Here is a 21,614-nt window from a genome sequence, read left to right on the forward strand (position 1 = left end):
TCCAATCTCATCTTCTGAACAGGAAGCCTCCTCGATCTTGAGGGGGCCTTTTTATAGGACCGGGCGGACTACATTGCCTCTAGGTCCAGATCGCGGGGATTCACCCATGCTGGCTCCCTGTCGCTGGTTTAACCCATCAGGATGATTCCGAGGCCAGGGTTGCAGAGGGATCATCTGGTTTTTCTTGCCAGAAGAGGGGAACTGCGGCGATCGCAGCCAGTAACTGCATCCCAGCAAAAATGGCTAGAGCGGATGCAAACCCCCAGTGCAGAGCTTCACCAAACAGCCAACTGCCAATCCCAAAGCCCGTAAACAGGGTAAATACCTTTAAACCCATGGTCTGTCCCAGCTTCTCATCGTCGGTCAAACTGGTGACGATCCCCACAAACAGGGGCTGGGTGAAGTCATAGCCCAGGGACAGCACCAACACCGCCGTCGTGGTGGCAAAGGGCGGCACCTCGGGAATCATGGCCAAGCCTGCCAGGGCTGCCATCCCCAGACCGGGCGGGATCAGCCAGCGGCGGCCCCAGCGATCCACCGCCCGACCGATAAGCGGACTAAAGATCAGCCCCGGAATGCCGTAGCCCAGAATGGTCAACCCAATTTGCAGGGCATTCATGTCGTAGCGCTGAGACATGTAGAACCCCAGCCAGGTATACACTCCCGAGTGATAGATACCGTTCCACAGCACATAGCCGTAGGTGCGGGCCCCCCGAAAATTAGACAGCACGGCCCGATAGCCCGCAAACACCGTCTGCACAGAGGGCATCCGTTGCACCTTGGGCGCATCAAATAGCGCCCCATACTGCCGAAGCCGCCACAGCACCAGTGCTGCTGCGGTGGCGGTGCCCAGGAACAACAGCTGCCAGCCCACAAAGGGCTCTAACATTGCACCTCCGGCAGAGCCTACCGCCATGCCCCCTTCCATAGCCGCAAACACCAACCCCAACTTTGCCCCCCGCTGGTTGTAGGGAAACATATCCCCGATGAGGGCAAAGGTTAGGGGAATGACGCCGCTGGCCCCTAACCCCGTCAGCAAGCGCCAAAAGCTCATTTGGCCAGCGGTTTGGGAGGTGGCGGTGAGCGCGGTGCACAGGATAAACCCGATCATGGACGCCTGAATGACAGGCCAGCGACCCAAGCGATCTGACAAAATCCCGTAGAATAGCGCCGCCAGGGCATAGGACAGCATGTACGCTGGCACAATAAAGCCGATCTCCTGGGCTGAGACCTTAAAAATCTCAGTCAGGCGGGGAATAAGTGGGGCAATCATGTAGCCCTGTAGGAAGATTAGGCCCGCCGCGATCGCCAGCAGGGCAAAGAGGCGATCGTGCTGAGCCATCCGCTGTGCATAGTCGGCATCTTCCCAGTGGGGGACGCCAGAACCATCGGTTTTTGGCTTTACCATGGGGGAAAGGCTTGGTAACGACATCGCACCACCGCTGTCTGAGTCAGGGGGTGGGACTAAACTGTGTAAAGCCTAGCAAACTGTGTATTTTGATACAAAATTTCCAGCTTCACAATAACTTATGAGACCGATTCGCAGGAACTAGAGGGGGAGGCTCCTCGGGCCAGAACCGGATAGACCCGAATCGGGGAGTGTAGGGGTTTACAGAACCCCTAAGCAAGCAGCAGAGCGTGGTGCCGGAAGGCTGCGCTATTTCTTGAGGCCGCGCCTTTGGAATGGGAGACCTTATGGACAATTACCCATTGCTCATTTTGAATTCCCCAATTTTGAATTCCTCAATACAGATTGCCTGAGCAATGCTTGAGGGATAATTAACGTTCAGAAAGCAAAGTCCTCCATGGTTCATTACGGGGATAGCTATGAAGCTGGATGGGAGAACATTAGCTTGGAGTATCACGACCTGCCTTCCGGAGAAACCCCTCAGCTTTGCTTTGATCATTATGCGATCGCCATCCACCTTGGCGAGAGTCTACAACTTGATTGGCAAATAGAGGGTGTTGCTAAGGGGCAGGTACAGCGGCAGATTTTGCGGCGCGGGGGGATGACCCTGGTTCCCATGCAGCATTCCCATTGGGGTGCTTGGACTGGACGGATGCAAGGAATAGCGCTCAATCTAAAGTCAGATCTGCTGACAGGCCACGCCGTAGAAATGCTGGAGGGTAATCCAGTGGAGTTACTGCCTCAAGAGCCCCGATCCGATCCGTTGATCCTGCAAATCGGCTTGGCCCTCAAAGCTGATCTAGAATCCCAACGCCCCGGCGGGCGGCTGTATGCAGAGACGCTGGCAACGGCACTGGCGGCTCATCTGTTGAGAAATTACGCGGCCCACGCCCCAACCCCCCTTTGCCCTGGGGGTGGGTTATCCCCCCAGGATCTCAAGCGAGTCACTGACTATATTAACGACCAGATCCATCAAGAGTTACGCTTAGAAAAGTTGGCCGCGATCGCCCAACTCAGCCCCTATCACTTTTGCCGTTGCTTTAAGCAATCCACTGGCCTAACGCCGCACCAGTACGTAATTCGGCAGCGGGTAGATCGGGCTAAGGAATTGATCAAGACCGGAAAATTGAGCCTTGCAGAGGTAGCTGTTGCCTGTGGCTTTACCCACCAAAGCCATCTCAATCGCCATTTCAAACGCCTGACGGGTGTGACGCCAAAAAATTTTTCTCAGCCTTAGCAATTTTGTGCAAAAGCAGCAATCTGGTGCAATACATTGCTGATGCACTTGCTGTAAAGTACACGCTGTTTAAATTAACTTCTGGTTTTTGAAGCACTAACACTGTTTGCTGAAATCAGTGCTAAATCTCGGTCAAACAATATTTTTGCATTAAATCATACGTTTTTCTAGGTATTCAGAATCATGTTAAATTCATAAAATCTAAGGAGGTTCGCGTAGATACTCTGCTCATATCCACTAGGTTCCTTCAATCCCCTTCAGGAGATAACTCTACCTGATTTGGCTAACCAAGCACCAAAGCTTGAGTTTAAGTTCTCTTTCTCATCTGAGAAAGGGGGTTAGTTTCTCCTGCTTTCAAGTGGGGGCTCTTGTCCTGAAGGTTTTGACAATCAGCCCACCCAACAATTTACCGAATCAATCACATCTCGATCAATTAAACAAATCTTGGGATAGGCTCTATGGCAACGTTCACAGTTACCAACAATAACGACAGCGGTGACGGTTCTCTGCGGCAGGCGATCTTGGCAGCTAATGCCACGAGCGAAGCTGATACTATTACCTTTGCATCGGGGCTGGGAACGATTCGATTGGCATCACCACTTACCATTACCAGTAGCCTGACGATCGATGGCGACCTAGACAATGATGGCTTTGAAGACATCACTATCAGCGGCGACGCTAACAACAATGGACTCAATGATGCCGAGGATGTTCGCCTCTTTTCTATTGCTACTACCAGTGGGTCTGTGGTGTTGGATGGCTTGAACCTGACGGGTGGACGGGCTCAGGGAGTCACTGGCGCACCGGGTACGGGCAACGGCGGTGGAGGTGGTTTTGGCGGTGCCCTGTTTATTGAGGATGTAGGAAGTTTAACCGTCCGCAATAGCACGTTTACCAATAATACGGCGATCGGCGGCAATGGGGCCTCTGGGCAAAGTGGTTTTAACGGGGGCGTCGGTGGTGGCAGCACCCAGTCACTAGCCCTGAAGCTAGCCCCGCCCCTCACAAGCGCGCAAGGGGACAGAAAGGCATACCTTCCATCCCCATCAAAGGCTATCCTAGAGCAGGTATTGGAGTGTGAGCCGTGACCAATCTGCTCATTGTGGAATCCCCTGGTAAAATCAAAAAGCTCAAAGCCATTTTGGGTTCAGGCTGGGAGGTAAAAGCCTCGGTGGGACACATCCGCCAGCTCTCCAATGAGGGAACAGACTCCCTCGGCTTCACCATGGATAATGGCGCAATCCGCTGCAAATACTCTCCTCGCGATTCCCGAGCCAAAGAGACCATTGCAAACCTGAAAGTTGCTGCCAGTCGAGCCAGGCAGGTTTTTCTGGCCTGTGACCCCGACCGTGAGGGAGAGACCATTGCCTGGCATTTGGCCGATGTGCTCAAGCTCAAAAATCCACAGCGGGTGGTGTACCAGGAAATCACCGAGTCAGCCGTGAGACGAGCGATCGCATCCCCGCGCCCCCTAGATCGAAATCTGGTGGCTGCAGGTCGTTGCCGGGACTGCCTGGATAAGCTGGTGGGGTACAAGGGATCTCCTTTGGTGTGGCGGCTGAACAATGGGGCCAAATCCGTGGGGCGGGTGCAGTCGGCCACCTTGCACATCGTCTGTCAGCGGGATCGCGAGATTCAGTCCTTCGTTCCCCAGGACTATTGGTCCGTGTTTGTGGAATACACCGAGGGATTCAAGGCCTTTTACTCCGGTTCCCAAGACCATTCAGACCCAGAGGAGGAAGCAATCGACGATACTGGACGCAAGGAGCAAACCCAGGAATCGACCCGAGTCTTGAGTCAGGCCGAAGCCGACCGACTGGTGGCCATTGCCCAAAGCAATCCCCATCGCGTCCTCACGGTGCAGGGCAAACTCACGAGCAAAAAGCCCCCGGCGCCCTTCACCACCTCGACTCTGCAGCAGGTGGCCGGATCGCGCCTCAAGTTCAGCCCAGAACACACCATGCAGGTGGCCCAGAAGATCTATGAAGCGGGATTAATCACCTACATGCGCACCGACTCGGTGCAGCTCAGCCCTGAGTTTTGCCAAGCCGCACGCCAATGGCTCCAGGCCAAAGACCCGGCGAACGTGCCGGACAAGGTAGCAACGCAAAAACGTAAAAAAGATGCCCAGGAAGCGCACGAGGCGATTCGGCCCACGGATTTATCCCTGTCCTCAGCCGATCTCAAGGAAAGGCTCTCTGAGGATGAGTTCAAGCTGTATTTTCTAATCTGGATGCGGGCGATCGCCTCCCAATGCAAACCTGCTAAGATCCGCAAAACAATCATCCTCAGCCAGTCTGGTGAGGTGCAGTGGAAAGCCAGGGGTCAGGTGGTGGAGTTCGAGGGATACGCGAAATACTGGAAGGACTTGAGCGGGGATCACGATCTGCCCCAGGTGCAACCAGGGCGATCGCTCACCCTGGACAATGCCGCCCACGAAGCTAAGCAAACGAAACCTCCAGCCCGCTACACCGAACCCAAGCTGGTGCAGGTCATGGAGCGCAAAGGCATTGGCCGACCGTCCACCTACGCCCCCACCGTCAAAACCTTGAAACAGCGGGATTACGTCACCTTAGTGAGGGGAAAGCTCGAACCCACGGCCCTGGGGCTGCAGGTGGATGAGTTCCTGGAGAAGGCCCTGCCGGAGCTACTGGAAGCAGAATTTACCGCTGGGATGGAAGCGAAGCTGGATGCGATCGCCCACGGCAAAGAAGAGTGGGAACGCTATCTGATTGGCTGGAATCAGGGCTATTTTCAGCCAGCCTTAGCCAAGGCCATGCAGGGCTTACCCGCCCAGAGTTATTCAGGTCCTGAGCGCACCCTGGAGAAATCGCGGACGAAATGCCCAAGCTGCGGCAAGGCAATGTCTAAGGTGCCCAGCAAGAAGGTGCAGAAAAAGTATTTCCTCAAGTGTCAGGAGGGCTGCAAGGCCAAGAATGGTTTGGACTTGGTGATGTTTTGGTCGGACTCAGAGAAGAAATGGCAGATCCCACAATCCAGTCCGGCGAGTGAAGCGGATACGTTAACGGACTATCCCTGCCCAGTGTGTCAGAAACCAATGGCAGAGCATCACTACCAAAAAGCGGGACAAGCCAAGAAAATGCTGCGCTGTTCGGATACTGAGGCGAGAAATGGGCGAAAGCACAAGGATGCAGTGTATTTTTTTAGTAAAGGGCAATGGTGGAGCCCTAAGTTTGGGGTGCTGGAGCCTTAGACTGTATTTTTGCCATTCTTTCCTACGTCGTTTGGTAGTGGCAGAATTCGAAAATATTTCGTGCGTGGCAGTCAGTCTCTTCTAAAAGGTGAGCTATCCTAATTAAATCGTCAAGGATTTGGGAATTTTCTTCATGACGCAAACTTGGGATGCCAAGAGTTATGCTACTAACGCTCGCTTCGTTTCTGAGTTAGGGATGCCAGTGATTGAATGGCTGAATCCGAAACCAGGAGACAGAATCCTAGATTTAGGATGTGGGGACGGAGTATTGACAGCAAAGTTGCAAGAGCTTGGATGCGAAGTGATAGGCGTTGATTCTAGTCCAGACCTGATTCACTCAGCCAAATCGCTTGGATTAGATGCACGTCTACTGGATGGTCATAATCTTCACTTCAACGGCGAATTTGATGCTGTGTTTAGCAATGCCGCACTGCACTGGATAAAGCAACCTGACCGAGTCATTGAGGGGGTGTGGTGGTCCTTGAAGCCAGGAGGAAGATTTGTTGGTGAGTTTGGTGGTGATGGCAATGTGGCAAAAATTGTAACGGCTCTGCATACAGCATTAAAAACCCGAGGCATTGATCCAGAGCCGATTAACCCCTGGTACTTTCCCACTATTAAAGATTACCAATCCCGCTTGGAAGCGCGAGGGTTCCGAATAAACGCAATTGATATAATTCCCCGTCCTACCACACTGCCGACAGATCTTAGGGGCTGGCTGGCAACATTTGCGCATCAATTTACGGCAGCGATCGCAACGACCGAACGTGAGGCTTTTCTTGAGGAGGTGATCAACTTTTTGAAAGCTGATTTGTGTAATGAGGCTGGTCAATGGGTCGCTGACTACATCAGATTACGATTCTCTGCTAGTAAGCCTCTCAATCTGCCTTAATCTTGTGCCGTATTGACAATGAATTTACCAGAAATTCGACCATTTTCTCTCACGAGTGACGATGTGAGAGCAGTTGCCGCCCTCATCTGGGAGTCCGCCCCGGATTTATTTGCCTTACTTTTTGGATCCCGAGCGCAGGAGATTTTAACCGATCTGGTGCAGCGAGATGGCAGTCGATTTGGCTATCCCTATATCCATGTTGCCATCTGCGATCGTCGCGTAGTGGGGATTGTCACCCTCGTCCCTGGAGAGAAGGTAATCACGAATCCGGACTATCAGGTCTGTCTCAATTGCTGGCAGTGCTTTCGCCTTGAAGCGGCCCACCGCATCTTTCTAGATCACGTCTTACGCCGCGACTATCCTTCAGACTCTGCCTATATCGGCAATCTCGCCGTTGCGTCGGACTATCGCCGTCGCGGCATCGGTCGCCAGCTACTCTTGCAGGCCCTGACTGTCGCAAAATCCTCTGTCAATGCTGTGTTTGTCAGCGCCGATCTCCACAACGAGAAAGCACAGAACCTATATAAATCGATGGGTTTCAAGGAGGTTGAAACTAGGGAGCTTCGTGCGTGTGGTGTTGCCATTGGCTCACGGATTTTTGCTCAGTCCATAGCGAGACTGCCGATCTAAAGTGAGTAGGACACAATCAACGGGATTGATGCTCCAGTCGCGAGAGAGGATATGATGATTTGGCTAGCCCTCCTTTTGAAAAGCATAACAATCCGTTTACACACCAACGATAGAGACTGGGGTATTCAAGTGTGTTCATTCTTGTATCTCTGGTATAACTGAGGTATAACCGAAGCACATAGTTCTTAAGCTAAGGACGTTTGCGCCATGGTAAGGCCTCCTCTGGTCACACCAGCCAGTAGATCAAGGTGAAGCAGGTGTTCACGGAACGCTTGAGCAAGCAGCAGAGCGTCGTGCTTGAAGGCTGTGCAATATTGCTTGATGCCGCGCCTTTGTGATGGGATACAAGGAAGCGATGGCGACCCCCAACAATAAAACACCCGCTGGTAGCGGTCCCACGAGCCAACGAATGGTGTTTAAGGCTGAGTCTGGCTGCGGAAGGAGACTGACCTCCTTCCCGTCGTGAGGGACGTAGTGAGCCAACTCTAAAATTTTACCCACCCCGAAAATCGCCAGAGCGCTGCCAAATTTTTGCAACTGCACAAAGAAGCCACAGAAAATTCCCTCCCGGCGCTGTCCCGTTTGGAGTTCATCTAGATCCATCACATCGGGCAGCATTGACCAGGGAACCAGATATGCTGTGGACAAGCCCAACCCGGCCAGTACCCCAAATAGATACATCCAGGCTACTTGTCCGGGTGGTAACCAAAATAGGCTCCATTGGGCCACGACGGTTAAGGGAATTCCCCAACAGTAAATGGCGCGCTTGCCGATCCATTGTCCCAATCGACTCCAGAACAGCATCATCACCAGAGCCGTCCCTTGCACTGTCAGCACCATTTGCGTAAAGTGCTGTTCGGCCAGTCCCATGTAGTCAATCACGTAATACTGTAAAATCGCCGCTGTCACCTGGAGCCCAATCCAGGAGCACAGATAAATCCCCATCACGATTAAAAAAGGTTTTAAGGTGAAGGCAATACGCACCTGCTGGGCCAGGGGCAGATGCGAGACGGCTTCAGCCGCTGGACGCACAGCCTGCACCTGCCAGTAGCGTTGATAGGTGCCCCAAACGCAGAGAAACGTGGATAGAATCACAATTATTCCAATCACGCTTCCCAGCACGGCATAGCGCTGAGAAGCTTCAAATCCCATGGAAAAAATGATTTGAGCAATGACCAGTCCTAAAATGCTGCTCCCAATACTAAAGGCAGACTTAACGCTCATCAGTTCGGTCCGCTCGTCGTAGGTTTGAGTCAGCTCAGTACCCAGCGTCGCATGGGGAATGGCAATCGCGGTGAGAGCGGTGTACAGCAGAATTAAGGCGCCGCTGTAATACCAAAAGCGTTGCTCCTGATTGGCCAAGTCTGGAGTCAGCCAGATCAGGGCAAAGCTGACCCCCAAGGGCACGGCACCCCAGAGCATCCAGGGAAAGCGTCGACCCCAGCGGGAGCGCGTGCGATCGCTGAGCCAGCCAATCCAGGGGTCGTTAATCGCATCCCAGCTTTTCCCCAGCAGCAGTACGGTTCCTGCCAGCCCTGGATTGAGTCCGGCATGGTTCGTCAAAAAGAACAGGAGAAAAAAGACCAAAATACTGCCGGGAATTTCACGGCTCAGTTCGCCGATTCCATACCCCATCTTTGTTTTTAGGTTGAGCGACGGAAATGCTGCGGTTTGCATGAGATCCCCTTTAAACAACGCTGAGGCTGCACTCAAAGCTGGGGTAGGCTCAGCAGCGATCGCTGGCTGGGCTGCTCCCCTAAGCTTTAACCATAGTCCCACCCCGGAGCCCCTCAGGGCTGGGGGTCAGGCTTGAATCAACGGCCCCATCTATCCTTGAAAGATTCCTGACTTCCCCCCTCCTGGGAATCAGGTCCCTCTAGTCTAGGTCTGGACCAGATGGATAGAGCAATGACTTCGATGAATCACATAGGAACTGACACTCCCCAAGACAATTTCCTTCCAGTTAGAATGCCCTCTTCTTCCCATGGCAATGAGATCTGCTCCCCAATCATGACCAATCCCCACAATGGAAGGAGCGGGATTCCCCGCAACTTGCTTGATTTCTGCGTTAACCCCTTGTTCTCTAGCCCTCTCAGCCCATGCTTGCAACGCGGCCAATGACTCCTTTCTATATTGATTCCATGCTTCTTCAATCGCCTTCAAGTTTGCGGTGTCATAGGGGGCATAGCTAATTGGACTTTCTGGAGCTTCTGGAGAAAGAACATGAAGCAGCAAGATCTGGGCATCAAAGGCTTTTGCCAGATTCAATCCAGCTGTAAACACAGCCTGACTCATGGGGGATTGATCCACTGCCACCAATATTTTGTGATACATAACCAAAATCAACGTTGAATTGAGCTAATAGAAGTTAAAGCGCCAAAGCGTTTCGTTCAACTTGTCCAGGATCATTTCAAATCTATTTTAGTATAAGGGGCCAAAATAAAGATGATGCTTCTGGAATTTCCGAAGAACCGACGCTAGCGGACGGAGAGACCGAAGGGTTGCCAATTCTTAGTAAACATCGATAGAATCAACCGCGCTTCACAGATTGCTCGCCCCTGACATCCCTCGGCCCCTTCGGAACAGGGAGGTTAGATCGGACGATCCTGTTCCGAATTTTAGGAGAAGGGTCCGGAGTACAGAAACCACGCCATTGCGTCAGAATTCACCGACCCGCAATCTGTAACCAGAGCTACAGATTAAATATTTTTATCATAAATTTATGCAAAGTTTTTGGTCAATATATTTCCAGATCTAGGGCGCCTTTATTATCTAGATTTAGACTTTAAGTAATCACCTAAAGCTAAGGGTTAGAAAATCTCTTCTGGAGGTTTACTGCAGAAGAGAAGGCGGCACAGGGGGTTTCTAGTATCTCCTTAAAATCCTCAAAAATTTCAATTAATCAAGAGGCGTTAATCTGTTTAGTTCTTTAAAACTGAGGTCAAAAAATAAGCATTTAAGACTAACTTACTAGGTATTTAATAATTGATTAAAGCCATGCATTCAACCTATTCAAATAACTATTTAAATTTGTATTCAGCCGAATACAGCTGTATTCAAGAGGATACTCCGCTAGTCAATGTGGTGTTCGTCCAGGATCAAGTCCCCATAAATTAAGGTTCACATCTATTCTCTAGCTGTGAAATTTTTCTGCAGGGCTTGATGATGAAGACTCCATAGAAGGGAGGTAAACCCTATTTCAGAGGACTCCGTGAATCGTCGGATTTTGGAAGGCATGAGGGAACAGCAAAATGACTGATTGGAATCTAGCTAAAAATGCAGTGGCCTTTTATTCTCCTAAATTTGCACCGGATCAATCCACCTATTTGAATTCTGAAAACCCCATCCAGAAATCATCTGTTCTCCAGCAGTTACAGACCCTTGGATTTAAAAATTCAGGTCGAATCTACCACAATCTCTCCGTGCCTCAACTGGTGGAAGCGGCTCTTGCTAAAGGAGAAGGATGCTTAGCCAGTAACGGAGCGCTGGTGGTGGAAACGGGGAAGTACACCGGGCGATCGCCTCACGATAAGTTTATTGTTGATGAACCCCATAGTCACGATGAAATTGATTGGAACCACCTCAATGTTCCGATCTCAGAAGAAAACTTTCATCGTCTGTATCAGCGCGTCCTGGCCTATACCCAGGGACGCGATCTCTTTGTTTTTGATGGATTTGTCGGTGCCGATCCTAAATATCGCTTTGGGGTGCGAGTGATTAATGAGCTTGCTTCTCACAACCTCTTTGCGCATCAACTCTTTATCCGACCTGCCGGGAGTGAACTCGCTGAACATCAAGCTGACTTTACGGTCATCTCCATTCCTGGCTTCCAGGGCGATCCAGAGGAAGAGGGCATCCATAGCGAGGCGTTTATTGTCCTGCATCTCTCTAAACGCCTAGTCCTGATCGGGGGATCTAGATATGCCGGTGAAATTAAGAAATCAGTGTTCTCCCTGATGAACTACTTTATGACCAAGCGCAATGTGTTACCGATGCATGGCGCTGCCAATATCGACAAGAATGGCCACACCGCCTTATTTTTTGGGCTGTCCGGCACTGGGAAAACAACCCTCTCTGCAGACCCGGAACATCGCCTCATTGGTGATGATGAGCATGGATGGTCGGAAGAGGGCCTGTTTAATTTTGAAGGCGGGTGTTACGCCAAAACCATTCGTCTCTCCTCTGAACATGAGCCGCAAATTTTTGCGGCCCTGCGGTTTGGGGCGCTGCTGGAAAATGTTGTTCTAGATCCCCTCACTCGCATCCCGGATTACGCCGATGGCAGCCTAACAGAAAATACCCGCGCAGCCTATCCGCTTAGCTACATTCCCAATTGCTCGGTGTCGGGGATTGGTAGCCACCCCAAAACCATTATTTTCCTCACGGCGGATGCCTTTGGCGTACTACCGCCCATTGCAAAGCTCACCCGTGAGCAGGCCATGTATCATTTCCTGTCGGGTTACACCAGCAAGCTAGCGGGCACTGAACGCGGCATTTCCGCTCCTCAGGTCACCTTCTCTGCTTGCTTTGGCCAATGCTTTTTCCCCTTATCCCCCACCGTCTATGACGAAATGCTCGGCGATCGCCTCAAGCAACACCCCGAGACTGAGGTGTATCTGATTAATACGGGCTGGTCAGGCGGACCCTATGGCGTCGGAGAGCGGATCGCAATCAAGCACACACGAGCCATGGTTTCAGCGGCTCTGCATGGTGAACTCAAGCAGGTGCCCCATACGCCCCATCCCATCTTTAGGATCCTCGTTCCGAAGGGAGTACCCGGCGTTCCTCCCGAAATTTTAGACCCGCAGAACACCTGGCACGATCCTGAGGCCTATCGGCAGCAGGCTCAGGAGTTAGCCAGACAATTTATAGAAAATTTCCAGCAATTTTCATCCCTACGTCCTGAAATTGTGGCGGCGGGTCCGGTGATTCCCTAGTCTTGCTGTTGCTTCCGCTTGGGTGCTCACTGTTGAAAGGAGGCTTTGACAGAATGCTCTGACAGGAGGCCTTGAGGGGATCGCGAAGCTCCAGAGAAATTAACCGCTAAAGGAAGCAAACACTAGAGAACTATAGAGACTTTAAGAACTGTTCTAAGGCCTGGCGATCGCTGCGGGGCAAGGCCGTGACGAAAGATTGACTCGATTGCGCTTCCCCACCATGCCACAACACCGCCTCCATGAGATTGCGGGCTCGCCCATCGTGAAGAAAGAAGCTATGTTTATTGACACTTTCCACCAGGCCAATGCCCCAGAGCGGTGGCGTTCTCCATTCACGGCCAGAGGCCTCAAAATCGGGCCGGCGGTCGGCCAATCCTTCCCCCATATCGTGCAGTAATAAATCCGTATAGGCATGAATCACCTGCTGATTGAGTTCAGGATGGGGAGATCCATTGCCCGTGGTCTGTGTTGGCAGGTGACAGCGATCGCACTGGGCCGCGTAGAAAAGTTTCTCTCCCCGCTGCACCCGAGGATGATTGAGATGGCGGCGGGCGGGAACACCCAGAAGGCTGATGTAGGTGGTTAATTTTTCGAGAAATGGATCTTGAACCTCCGGCTGATCACCATATTGCGTTTCCCGTTGACAGCCCCGTTGCGCAGCGGTGCAGTTGGAATCGGGAAACAGGGAGGTGGTCAGCCCCATATCGCCATTGAAGGCACCCGCATTCTGCTGTTTGAGATTGGGCTGATTTGCTTTCCAGCCCAAACGCCCCAAGCGCCGCGCCCCTTGCTCTACATCCCACACATAGTTAGGACGACCTGAAATACCATCCCCGTTTGTGTCCTCTGGATCGGCGTGGGAGAGGATCTGATCTGCTGGGATATTTTCGAGTAACCCCAACCCAAACACAGCTGGCGCGACCCGCGCTGAGAGTTGAATGTCAGGGCCTAGGGGACCATAGCCTAACTCGGTCATCTCGTAGCTGGGCTGGCGGAGAGCATAGGAGTCTCCATCTTGGAACTGATGGGTTGCTTCGGTCCAGGTAATTTGGGTTCTCCCTTCCGCCGGAACCCCTAAAATACTTTGCTCCTGAAGTTGAGTGCCGTAGACAGGATGGGGGAGAGGCCCCCCGTGGAGATCTTTGCCAGGAATGCTGATCCGCACCAGCTTTGAGAGCATCTGATCTTCCCCGGCTAGGGGAGGACGCCCACGCCCGTCGCGTAGATGACAGCTGGAGCAGGAGTTCCGATTAAACAGAGGACCTAAGCCATCCAGGGTTTTGACGGAGGCGGGTGCCTGCACCCATTGCGTATTGAAGAGGTGGTCGCCGGCGGTAAAAATCCGTCGGCGTTTCCCATCAAGATTTTTCAGGGGTTGGGCAAAGGCCGTTTGCTTGATTTCAAAAACCGTTGCCGCTTCTCCCCCCGATAGCGGCGTCCGGTTGGCTAATCTCGTCACATCCTCCCGAGAAAGCCGCCCATATTGAATCATGGCTATCCCCAGGACGATGGCAAGGCCCAAAAGTCCCATCAGTAGATATCGACGTTTCATTCGGCCAGAATATCGACGGTAATCCCCAGGACGGAGGAGAGTTTCTGAAACTGCTGCGCCTGATTTTCGAGGGCTTGGACAGCGGTTTCCGCCCGTTGGCGGGGAGGACTCTCAGGGGCAGAGGCCAGCATTTGATCAAAGGGCGCCGGAATTTGGGCGATCGCCTCCTGGGTTTGCGCAAGGGCAGCCGTAATGTCTTGATGCACCTCGGGATTGATCTCCTGGATCAGATCATCAAAGCCCAATCCTTGATAGCTGCCATAGTCGCCGCGATAAACATTGGCGATCCCCTGGGCGTTAAAGATAAAGTCTTGGTGAGTGGTATCGCTAAAACAAGAATGCTCATCTTCTTGATCGCCACTATCGAGGGAGGTAGCCAGGCGCTCAGATCCCATTTCAAAGGCGCTTAAGGTGGCGAGGGCAGTGAAAATATTACTCAGGGTTTGCTGGGGATCGGCTTTGATAAAGGTGGCGCGATAGCTGCCTGAATCTGGGCTCCATGCCTGCTCCAAATTGCCAAGATCCGTGACCAGCTGATCGGTCACTAGGGTGAGATAGTCTCGGCGGCGATTGTTATTGCCTTGATCAGGCAGAAAATCTGTAAAGCTGCGCTGCCCTGGCCCCTGGGCATTGAGATCTTGCCCCCACAGGAGAAATTCTATTGCATGCCAGCCCGTGGTCACATCGGCCTCATCATTGATTTGATCGTTTTCCAGGATAGAGTCGAGATCGACAGTGAGTTCAGGATTGTTAATAAATCCGCTGTCGGGCTTACCTTGGACGTAATCAATAAAGGCCTCATTCATGGGCCAAGCATTGATTCGTGCTTCGGGGCCTTCTTCTCCCGTTTGCTCATCTACAAAATCAATCGGACCACCGTAAAAGCGAAAGGCTTCGGTTTGGAGATAGCTTTGGCGAGCTTGAGTCCAGGCTTGCCGAGCCTGATTCAAGGTGGCCTCACTGGGATTTTCCAGGAGGGTTGTGATGGCGCGTTGCAGGGAGACGGCCTGTTGATGGCTGTCGCGGTAGGTTTGAAAAACCAGTTCCGCATAGTTTTCAATGTAGGGCTCCGCCTGTGAAGCGCTAATCTTCAGGGTTTTAGGCTGGGAGTTAATAGAATTCACTGGGGCGCGATCGCACGCGATTAGACTCAAACCCACCATGGCGATCCCCGTCCACAAAAATGTTTTACTCACCGTTTACTCATGAACGCGCAACACAACAGGAACTTAGTCGAAGCTCACTCAACATACACTTTTTGAAAACTATTATCAACTATCAAGTCATAATCAGCAACAACCTGAGCCGGATCCGGTCTAGACGATACTCTCTTGTAACCAGATCTGACGGGCGTCTAGGGCGGCATTGACCCCGTGCAGCAAAGCCAGCGGATCTCCATAGGAACTCAAGAGCAAGCCAACCCCCGGCACAATCTGTTGCGTGATGTCCTGGAGATCTCGAATGCCTAAACTCTCCGCGCCCGCAATCAACACTCGATCACCTTGATCAAAATTAAAGTCAATAATGGTGTTCACTGCCGCCGGAATCGATCCGTTCGCAATCCAAAATTCGTCTCCATCCGGCCCGCCAGAGAGAATGTTCTCTCCCCCAGCCCCCACAAAAAAGCGATCGCGCCCTGATCCCCCCCAAAAGACATCGCCATGGCCCAGGTAAAAGCTATCCTGTCCCGATCCACCCTTTCCCTGGTTTCCGCCCAAGCTATCCACAGCATCCAAGGCATCGTTGCCCAAACCGGTGCTGACAAGATCTTCTCGCCCTAAAAATACGTAATCATCGCCGCTACCGGTAAAAATAAGATTTTCCCCCACGGGGGCCTGCTGGAGTGCAACCAGAATCGCATCTACTTCATCCGGACCCGATCCGGTTCGCACCACATCTCGATAGCCATCAAAGGGACCCTCTAGATCCGCAATGAACAGATCGGCTTGAGGGGTGCCCATCACCAGCTCATATTGATTGGAGGCTAACCGATCGGAAGCGGTGGATTGGAACCAACCCCTGTCACTGGCGAGGCGATTGGATTGCTCAATGGCCAGGGCTGCCAAGGATTCCAGAACGTCGGGATCGACAGGGGCGTGACTCCCATGGACGCTTGCATTCAAGCTTGAGGCGGCATTGCTCTGCGGGAAAGGCACCTCCGCCCCCGCTCGCACAAACACAGGAATGGTATCCAGGGGAGCCTCAACCGTAATCGACCGACGCCCCTGAAAAACCTCTGCCGGATTCCAGTAGTTTCGCCATTGACCGCTAGGCAAATAAACCTCTCGACTTCGCTCTCCAATCTTCCAGACTGGAGCAACTAACAAATCGGGACCGAACAGGTACTGATCCCATTTGTCTCGGACCTCAGGCACTTGAGGATAGGCGATCGCCATGGGGCGAACCAGGGGAACTCCCTTTTCTGCCTCCTGAGCGGCGCTGACGATGTAGGGGAGCAGAGTCTGTCTGAGGGTGGTATAGCGACGATAAATTTCGATCATGGCCTCATCAAAATTCGGCTCCGTCGGCATATCCCAGGGAGCATGGGTACCCTGACCACCAATTTCCATTATTCCGGAAAAGGCGCTAAATTCAATCCAGCGGGCAAACACTTCGCGATCTTTAAACTCGTAATATCCCCCGGTATCAGATCCCCAGATCGGCATTCCCATATAGGCGGCCCGTTGCTGAGCGATGATTGCACTGCGAAGACCCAGATCGGTCCCGTCCCCCAGTCCAAACAGGGCACTTCCTGCCGTATCTCCACCCCAAAAAACAGAATATTCTTGCGTACCGCTGTACCCCGCCCGTGAAATTAAAACGAAGTCCCCATCGGGGTGAGCGTCCTCGAGAGCTTCATGGTGGAGTAGGGCTTGCAGATTAGGATAGTCATTGCGAACTTCAGCACCTGTGCGTCCATCGGCCCAGATATCTGACAAGGTAGACGGGATGTTTTCCTCTCCGCGATCGAGCTTAATGCCATCAATCCCCCACTCCGTCAAAAACGACGAGATCCGATGTTTCCACCAGTCCCTGGCGGCAGGATTCGTAACATCAAGAACAAAATTCGGACTGAGAAACGGAATCTGAACATCTGAGCATAGCGGCAACCCAGGGGCTCCGGGGGCTAAATAACCTCGCCACAGGGCCTCAGCGCCATTGGCGCCACACATTAAAGTGCTACTCCAAATTATCGTGCGATACTCACGGGCTTCTAAGGCCTCAAAGATAGCGTCAATGTCACCCATCCGGCCTTCATCCCACTGCCATGAGCCAAAACCATAATTCCCCTCTAGAACAGGCCGATCGAAAAGATAGACACCAGGGGGGATTTCAAACTGATCAAAATTTTCAATATCCTCGGCAAAGGTGGCATTCACAAGTCTTGTTTCTTCCTCTGGATCCATCTCGCCATTGCCATTAATGTCCATGGCTTTTAAAGGCACCTCGGTGGAGAGTTCATCTCGCCAGCGCCAGTTCAGAAAAGCCCAATCAGGGGGCACAAAGGGGCGTCCAGTCCGCTGGGTATATTCATCGAGGATTTGCAGGGGACTGGGGGCTGTAAAAACATGAAACGTAAGACCTGGCTGAGATCCACGCTCAAAGTTAAATCGAAGTTCACCTGGATTTGAGTTTGCGATGTCAAATTCGCCGAATGTTGTGCCTTCCACATGGAGTCCATAGTCTCTAGAGGATTGGTAGAAAGGCGTGTAAAGAGAAAAAGTGGGATATATTTTCATCTCCACAGTTTCTCCACGACGATTCAAGGATCCAACCTCTGCGCCCCAAATCACAGGGCCAATCGGGGCAGGAAAGGGGAACCCCTTCGGCCCGTTTGGAAACCCAGGAAAGACGTCTTGTACCGGAATATCCGGGATCTGGGGGACAAGGTTGAAGGGTGGTGTTTCCGAGAGTAGGGGGGAATCCTGGAGTCGTTCGGTCAGGCCGTAAATCGCCTCATTTTCTGGAGAGATGAGGCGATCGCCCACTTCAAGCAGGCTATCGGGGTCTGGTGGCAGAAATTGGATCTCAAGCCCCTGAGATGAGGATAAACGCAACCTGACCCTCGCTGTTTTCCCTTCCTCCGTTAAGACCTGTAAATCCACCCCCTCTCCAACGCGTTGATAATCGGTGACCTTGAGAACGCTAAAAGTTGAAGGGGTATCCTCTCCTGGGTTTAGACGGGTGTAAAATAGCCCTCCTGCCTGTTCACGAGCTGTAATCTGACCCACGCTGTTACGCACACTCCAGCGAAAGGGATCGAGATGCAGTTCAACGGTCATGATTCCATTGGAAATTTGCAGCAGGCCTGCACGGTGCTTCACCTGCACATTGCTGATCCCAGGCAGAGGCAAGGCGTACGTCCCATCGGCAGACAAAGAAATGGACTCTGAATTCCCCGGGAAAAGCCTGTGGGCAGACCGGGTCGCGGTTCGTCTATTCTTGTCTACCATGCCTGCCAAGGCGGGAAATTGAGTAGTTTTGAGCCTTAAAAAATGACCTGAATTACCGCGGTCAAAAAAATCATTGCGCGTGAAAGGGGCATCCAGGTTCCAGGAAGTTGCTTGAATACCATTCAACCTGTTCAAATCCACAGAATCTGAAGGAATGACACTTAAGTTTGCGGGAGTATTGAATAAGGGATCGCCAAGCGCGGCAAATAGACTTTGATGATTCGGTCGAAGGCCTGGAGATGCAGGTCGGATCTGAGCAAACTGCTCCCCCATGGCCTCGCCAAGGGCCTGGAGTCTATCCACCGGATAACGCCCTATCCCGTTCCTCTGAGAGGCATGTTTCATCACCGCCCTCCATTCGGATATGTCCATAGAAGCTTGAGGAGATCACCAGTCCCGGAGAATTGATCCTAAGGGGAAATTCTGCTCCTGAAGTCTCAAATCGGAGGGGCAAGGAAGATGACACAATCGGCAGGCACCCTTAAAGCAGCCTTCTAGTCAAAGCAGGAGAGGGTTGAGATGGATTTTCCGGTCCTGTGGCGATGGTTTGAAGAAGAAGACTGTTCAGGCCACAGTTCCAGGCTTCTAGGCGATCGCGTCCAACGACCTTGAGAGATCTTCCCTGGCCGATCGATTCTGCTTTCATTGTCAGGAGTTATGTTGAGGAAAATGTGAAGATTAAGATTCTTAATGTCATCCTTGAGAGTAAATGACGCGGTTATTTAATGCCTTGCTGAATCTTGCTTCCACAATCCTGGGCAGAGAATCGTTTTCACTGGTCATCCAAAGCTCCAATCGTCATTGATCCTGGTGGCCAGCACCGATAAGCGATCAACAATATCCTGCGGGTAGGAATCGCCTCCCATTTTAGACAACCCATATCGGTGAAGATTTTTCGTAACAATGCATCTCAGTTGCTCCTCATTCAAGGCTTCAAGTTCTGCAAGACTCACAGAAACAGCCTGCTGCTCACGATGATGCAACTCGTTGATGAGGACTCCAAGGAGATCATCGCGGGAAAGAACAAAGTGTACATCTATCTTCATGGCCTTCACCTCACTGTTAGAAAGGGCCAAAGCAGTTCACGATATCAAGTCTTCAAAGGGTTATCAACATAAACGTTCATACCCTTTACGCAGCCATTGGATCAGCCATCAGGGTGGATTTCATCCCAGCGACCCCCCTATGCTCCTTCAAGAACCCGAGCAGGAAGTGGTGGTTGTGGGGCTTTCAGAGGGAGCCGATTGGCTCCTCCATAGTCCATAGTAAACCGAGCGGATGCACGAAAGAAAGTCCTGCACCGGATATTGCACAGATCACGCAAATTCTCCATCAAGCTAAGCCAGAAAACTTTTTCAGCCCCAAGCAAGCGGTGAGGCTTACAGCACCATAGTCCTTCCCGGTCGGAGATCATCGCGGAAGCAAGCCGACAATGCCAGGGTCGAAGATCAACCGTCGGTCATGGCGCTGACGCAGGAAGGGAAAAGATGCTGATCATTGCCAACAAAGGGTAAAGGGGATTGATCGCGATCCTCGGGGTCAAACAGCCCCAGCTGCAACCCGTCCAACCCGTTCACAGACACCCGTTCAACCAGCATCCCCCTGCTTTGGCATAGCGCACTCCCGGCACAGAACCGCTGCCCCCTCAGGCCGCCAGCCTCCGTTTGCGGGTTCCGCTGTTGGGACGAAAATATTCAACCTGCCGCCAGGGTCGCAGACCACCCTTTGGGCATCGCCTTACCGATTACCCCTTTGGGCTGGGCGACCCTAGGCGGATCCACACCTGCCGCAATCAGCAGGCCAAACCTTTGCAATGGCCGTTGCTGGCTGCCCATCGAGCATAGGCCAGTCCTGGGGTATCTCATTTTGTAAACTAAGCCCCCACTGACCAAAAATCACGGTAGAGTGATACAAGCTAAAACATTAAATAAATATTAAATTCGAAAAATCCTTTAGTGTTTCATGCGTCTTGAGGTCATCGCCATGACACCCGACTTAATCCACTCCGTTTGGAAACTTATCCAAATGCCGGGAACGTTAGAGCTATCGCAGTCTTATCCAGAGAAATTAGTCAATCAGGTGGTTGACGCTTTGAAATATCAGGGTTGTCTCACGCCCGCGAACGAATCCAAGATTAGAGATTATCTTTGGTCTAAGCTGCCACTGATGTGTGATTTGCTCAACGAGGCGTTTATTTAGGGATCCGGTGTTGCGACCTGAGGCACCCCGCACCAGCGTAGGTCAGGTCCCAAGAAACCCTTCCCCTTCTCTGGACAAACTTTATCGCCATGGAAGCGGACGTGGAGCGCAACCGATCCTGATTGGCTGGAATACAATGCCAGTGAACATGGATTCGCCTTGTTACCGGCAATCTGGCTCATGCCTTAATCCGGTCTAGGGCATCTACACAGTTTGAAGCTGCTGAGTCCCTGCCGCGATCGCCTGGATCAGTTGTTGATTGAAAGCTGGAATATCATCAGGATTGCGGCTTGTAATCAGGCCATTGTCAACGACAACCGCTTGATCGACCCAGGTTGCACCCGCATTTTTTAAATCTGTCTGTAGAGAAGGCCAAGAGGTGACCGTTCGGTCCCTGACCGCATCGGCTTCAATCAGAGACCAAGGGCCGTGGCAAATGGCCGCAACTGGCTTATTCGCCTTAAAAAAGGCTTTAATGAAGGCGATCGCCTGCTTGTTCACCCGGAGTTGATCGGGATTGACCGTTCCTCCAGGGAGCAGCAACCCGTCGTAAAGGTCCGCCTTTGCTGCTGTTAATTCAACATCTACTGGGAAAAAATCAGCCTTGTCGTAGTGATTCCACCCTTGCACCTGATCAGATTCTGGAGAGATGATATGCACCTGTGCTCCTGCTTCAAGCAACGCCTCACGAGGTTTTGTCAACTCTGTCTGTTCAAATCCATTGGCAACCAGGATCGCGATTTTTTTGTCGGCTAAGGTCAAACTCATAGGATAATTTCTTCTGTTTTGTGTCACTATGCTTGAGGCTATTCAATGGAGCCATCATTGATCGTCCTTCTAAGGATAGGTTTATGGCGGTGAGACACCCTACCTAGAGATGGGGGGCCTGTCCCTTGGTTTAGACCATCAGCTTTGGACACCGTCAGCTATAGGAGTAGAATCCCTAGTGTTTTAATCATAGATATCTATGCACAGGGAGCGAAGCTCTCAAGAAACGTCTCTAACAAGTCAATCCGGCTACCAATTTAAGGCGGGACAGTTTTGAGAAAAATGTATTTTTTGGGAGAGTGCTCTAACCAGGGTTGATCCTG

15 protein-coding genes are annotated in these 21,614 nt (G+C 52.0%); 6 read left to right on the forward strand and 9 right to left on the reverse strand.

The window, feature by feature from the left end; genetic code table 11:
- Positions 1–136: 136 nt before the first annotated feature.
- Complete coding sequence (locus QQ91_RS02050; protein WP_166279378.1) at positions 137–1,408, reverse strand: MFS transporter; 1,272 nt, start codon at positions 1,406–1,408, stop codon at positions 137–139.
- A 397-nt stretch (positions 1,409–1,805) separates the two neighbouring features.
- Here QQ91_RS02050 and QQ91_RS02055 point away from each other — a divergent pair, with 397 nt between their 5' ends.
- From QQ91_RS02055 to QQ91_RS02075, 5 genes are all read left to right on the forward strand, one after another.
- Entirely contained in the window at positions 1,806–2,645 is an 840-nt protein-coding gene (locus QQ91_RS02055) for a helix-turn-helix domain-containing protein (protein WP_166279381.1), read from the forward strand.
- A gap of 458 nt (positions 2,646–3,103) precedes the next feature.
- The gene (locus QQ91_RS02060; RefSeq protein WP_166279384.1) at positions 3,104–3,733 is read left to right on the forward strand and encodes a hypothetical protein; all 630 of its coding nucleotides are present in this window, start codon (positions 3,104–3,106) and stop codon (positions 3,731–3,733) included.
- Entirely contained in the window at positions 3,730–5,859 is a 2,130-nt protein-coding gene (gene topA / locus QQ91_RS02065) for a type I DNA topoisomerase (RefSeq protein ID WP_166279387.1), read from the forward strand. The genes QQ91_RS02060 and topA overlap by 4 nt, the downstream gene beginning before the upstream one ends.
- 133 nt (positions 5,860–5,992) lie before the next feature.
- The gene (locus QQ91_RS02070; RefSeq protein WP_166279390.1) at positions 5,993–6,751 is read left to right on the forward strand and encodes a class I SAM-dependent methyltransferase; all 759 of its coding nucleotides are present in this window, start codon (positions 5,993–5,995) and stop codon (positions 6,749–6,751) included.
- Positions 6,752–6,814: 63 nt separating this feature from the next.
- Positions 6,815–7,381, forward strand: coding sequence for a GNAT family N-acetyltransferase (locus QQ91_RS02075; RefSeq protein WP_166279393.1), 567 nt, complete (start codon positions 6,815–6,817; stop codon positions 7,379–7,381).
- Positions 7,382–7,642: 261 nt separating this feature from the next.
- On the opposite strand, the gene QQ91_RS02080 is transcribed toward QQ91_RS02075, so the two are convergent.
- Both QQ91_RS02080 and QQ91_RS02085 read right to left on the reverse strand, forming a co-directional pair.
- Complete coding sequence (locus QQ91_RS02080) at positions 7,643–9,160, reverse strand: MFS transporter (RefSeq protein WP_349306850.1); 1,518 nt, start codon at positions 9,158–9,160, stop codon at positions 7,643–7,645.
- A 102-nt stretch (positions 9,161–9,262) separates the two neighbouring features.
- On the reverse strand, positions 9,263–9,715 hold the full coding sequence (locus QQ91_RS02085; RefSeq protein ID WP_166279396.1) for a universal stress protein: 453 nt from the start codon (positions 9,713–9,715) through the stop codon (positions 9,263–9,265).
- 917 nt (positions 9,716–10,632) lie between these two features.
- Between QQ91_RS02085 and pckA the strand changes: the two genes are divergently transcribed.
- Complete coding sequence (pckA, locus tag QQ91_RS02090) at positions 10,633–12,318, forward strand: phosphoenolpyruvate carboxykinase (ATP) (protein ID WP_166279399.1); 1,686 nt, start codon at positions 10,633–10,635, stop codon at positions 12,316–12,318.
- 130 nt (positions 12,319–12,448) lie between these two features.
- Here pckA and QQ91_RS02095 read toward each other — a convergent pair whose 3' ends face one another.
- The 6 genes from QQ91_RS02095 to QQ91_RS02120 all read right to left on the reverse strand — a co-directional run bounded on the left by QQ91_RS02095 (position 12,449) and on the right by QQ91_RS02120 (position 21,291).
- Positions 12,449–13,870, reverse strand: coding sequence for a di-heme oxidoreductase family protein (locus tag QQ91_RS02095; protein ID WP_166279402.1), 1,422 nt, complete (start codon positions 13,868–13,870; stop codon positions 12,449–12,451).
- Positions 13,867–15,066 carry an imelysin family protein gene (locus QQ91_RS02100; RefSeq protein WP_250833234.1) on the reverse strand — a complete coding sequence of 400 codons (1,200 nt, stop codon included), beginning with the start codon at positions 15,064–15,066 and terminating at the stop codon, positions 13,867–13,869. Before QQ91_RS02100 ends, QQ91_RS02095 begins: the two co-directional genes overlap by 4 nt.
- Before the next feature lie 120 nt (positions 15,067–15,186).
- The gene (locus QQ91_RS02105; protein ID WP_250833235.1) at positions 15,187–18,195 is read right to left on the reverse strand and encodes a glycoside hydrolase family 31 protein; all 3,009 of its coding nucleotides are present in this window, start codon (positions 18,193–18,195) and stop codon (positions 15,187–15,189) included.
- A gap of 908 nt (positions 18,196–19,103) precedes the next feature.
- The gene (locus tag QQ91_RS02110; RefSeq protein WP_166279408.1) at positions 19,104–19,400 is read right to left on the reverse strand and encodes a hypothetical protein; all 297 of its coding nucleotides are present in this window, start codon (positions 19,398–19,400) and stop codon (positions 19,104–19,106) included.
- Positions 19,401–19,772: 372 nt separating this feature from the next.
- Positions 19,773–19,922 (reverse strand): hypothetical protein, encoded by a 150-nt coding sequence (locus QQ91_RS02115; RefSeq protein ID WP_166279411.1) that lies wholly within the window; start codon positions 19,920–19,922, stop codon positions 19,773–19,775.
- 805 nt (positions 19,923–20,727) lie between these two features.
- Positions 20,728–21,291: a type 1 glutamine amidotransferase domain-containing protein gene (locus tag QQ91_RS02120; protein ID WP_166279414.1), complete on the reverse strand. Its 564-nt coding sequence runs from the start codon at positions 21,289–21,291 to the stop codon at positions 20,728–20,730.
- Positions 21,292–21,614: the final 323 nt, after the last annotated feature.

This window comes from Lyngbya confervoides BDU141951, assembly GCF_000817775.3.
Classification (GTDB): domain Bacteria; phylum Cyanobacteriota; class Cyanobacteriia; order Thermosynechococcales; family Thermosynechococcaceae; genus Lyngbya; species Lyngbya confervoides.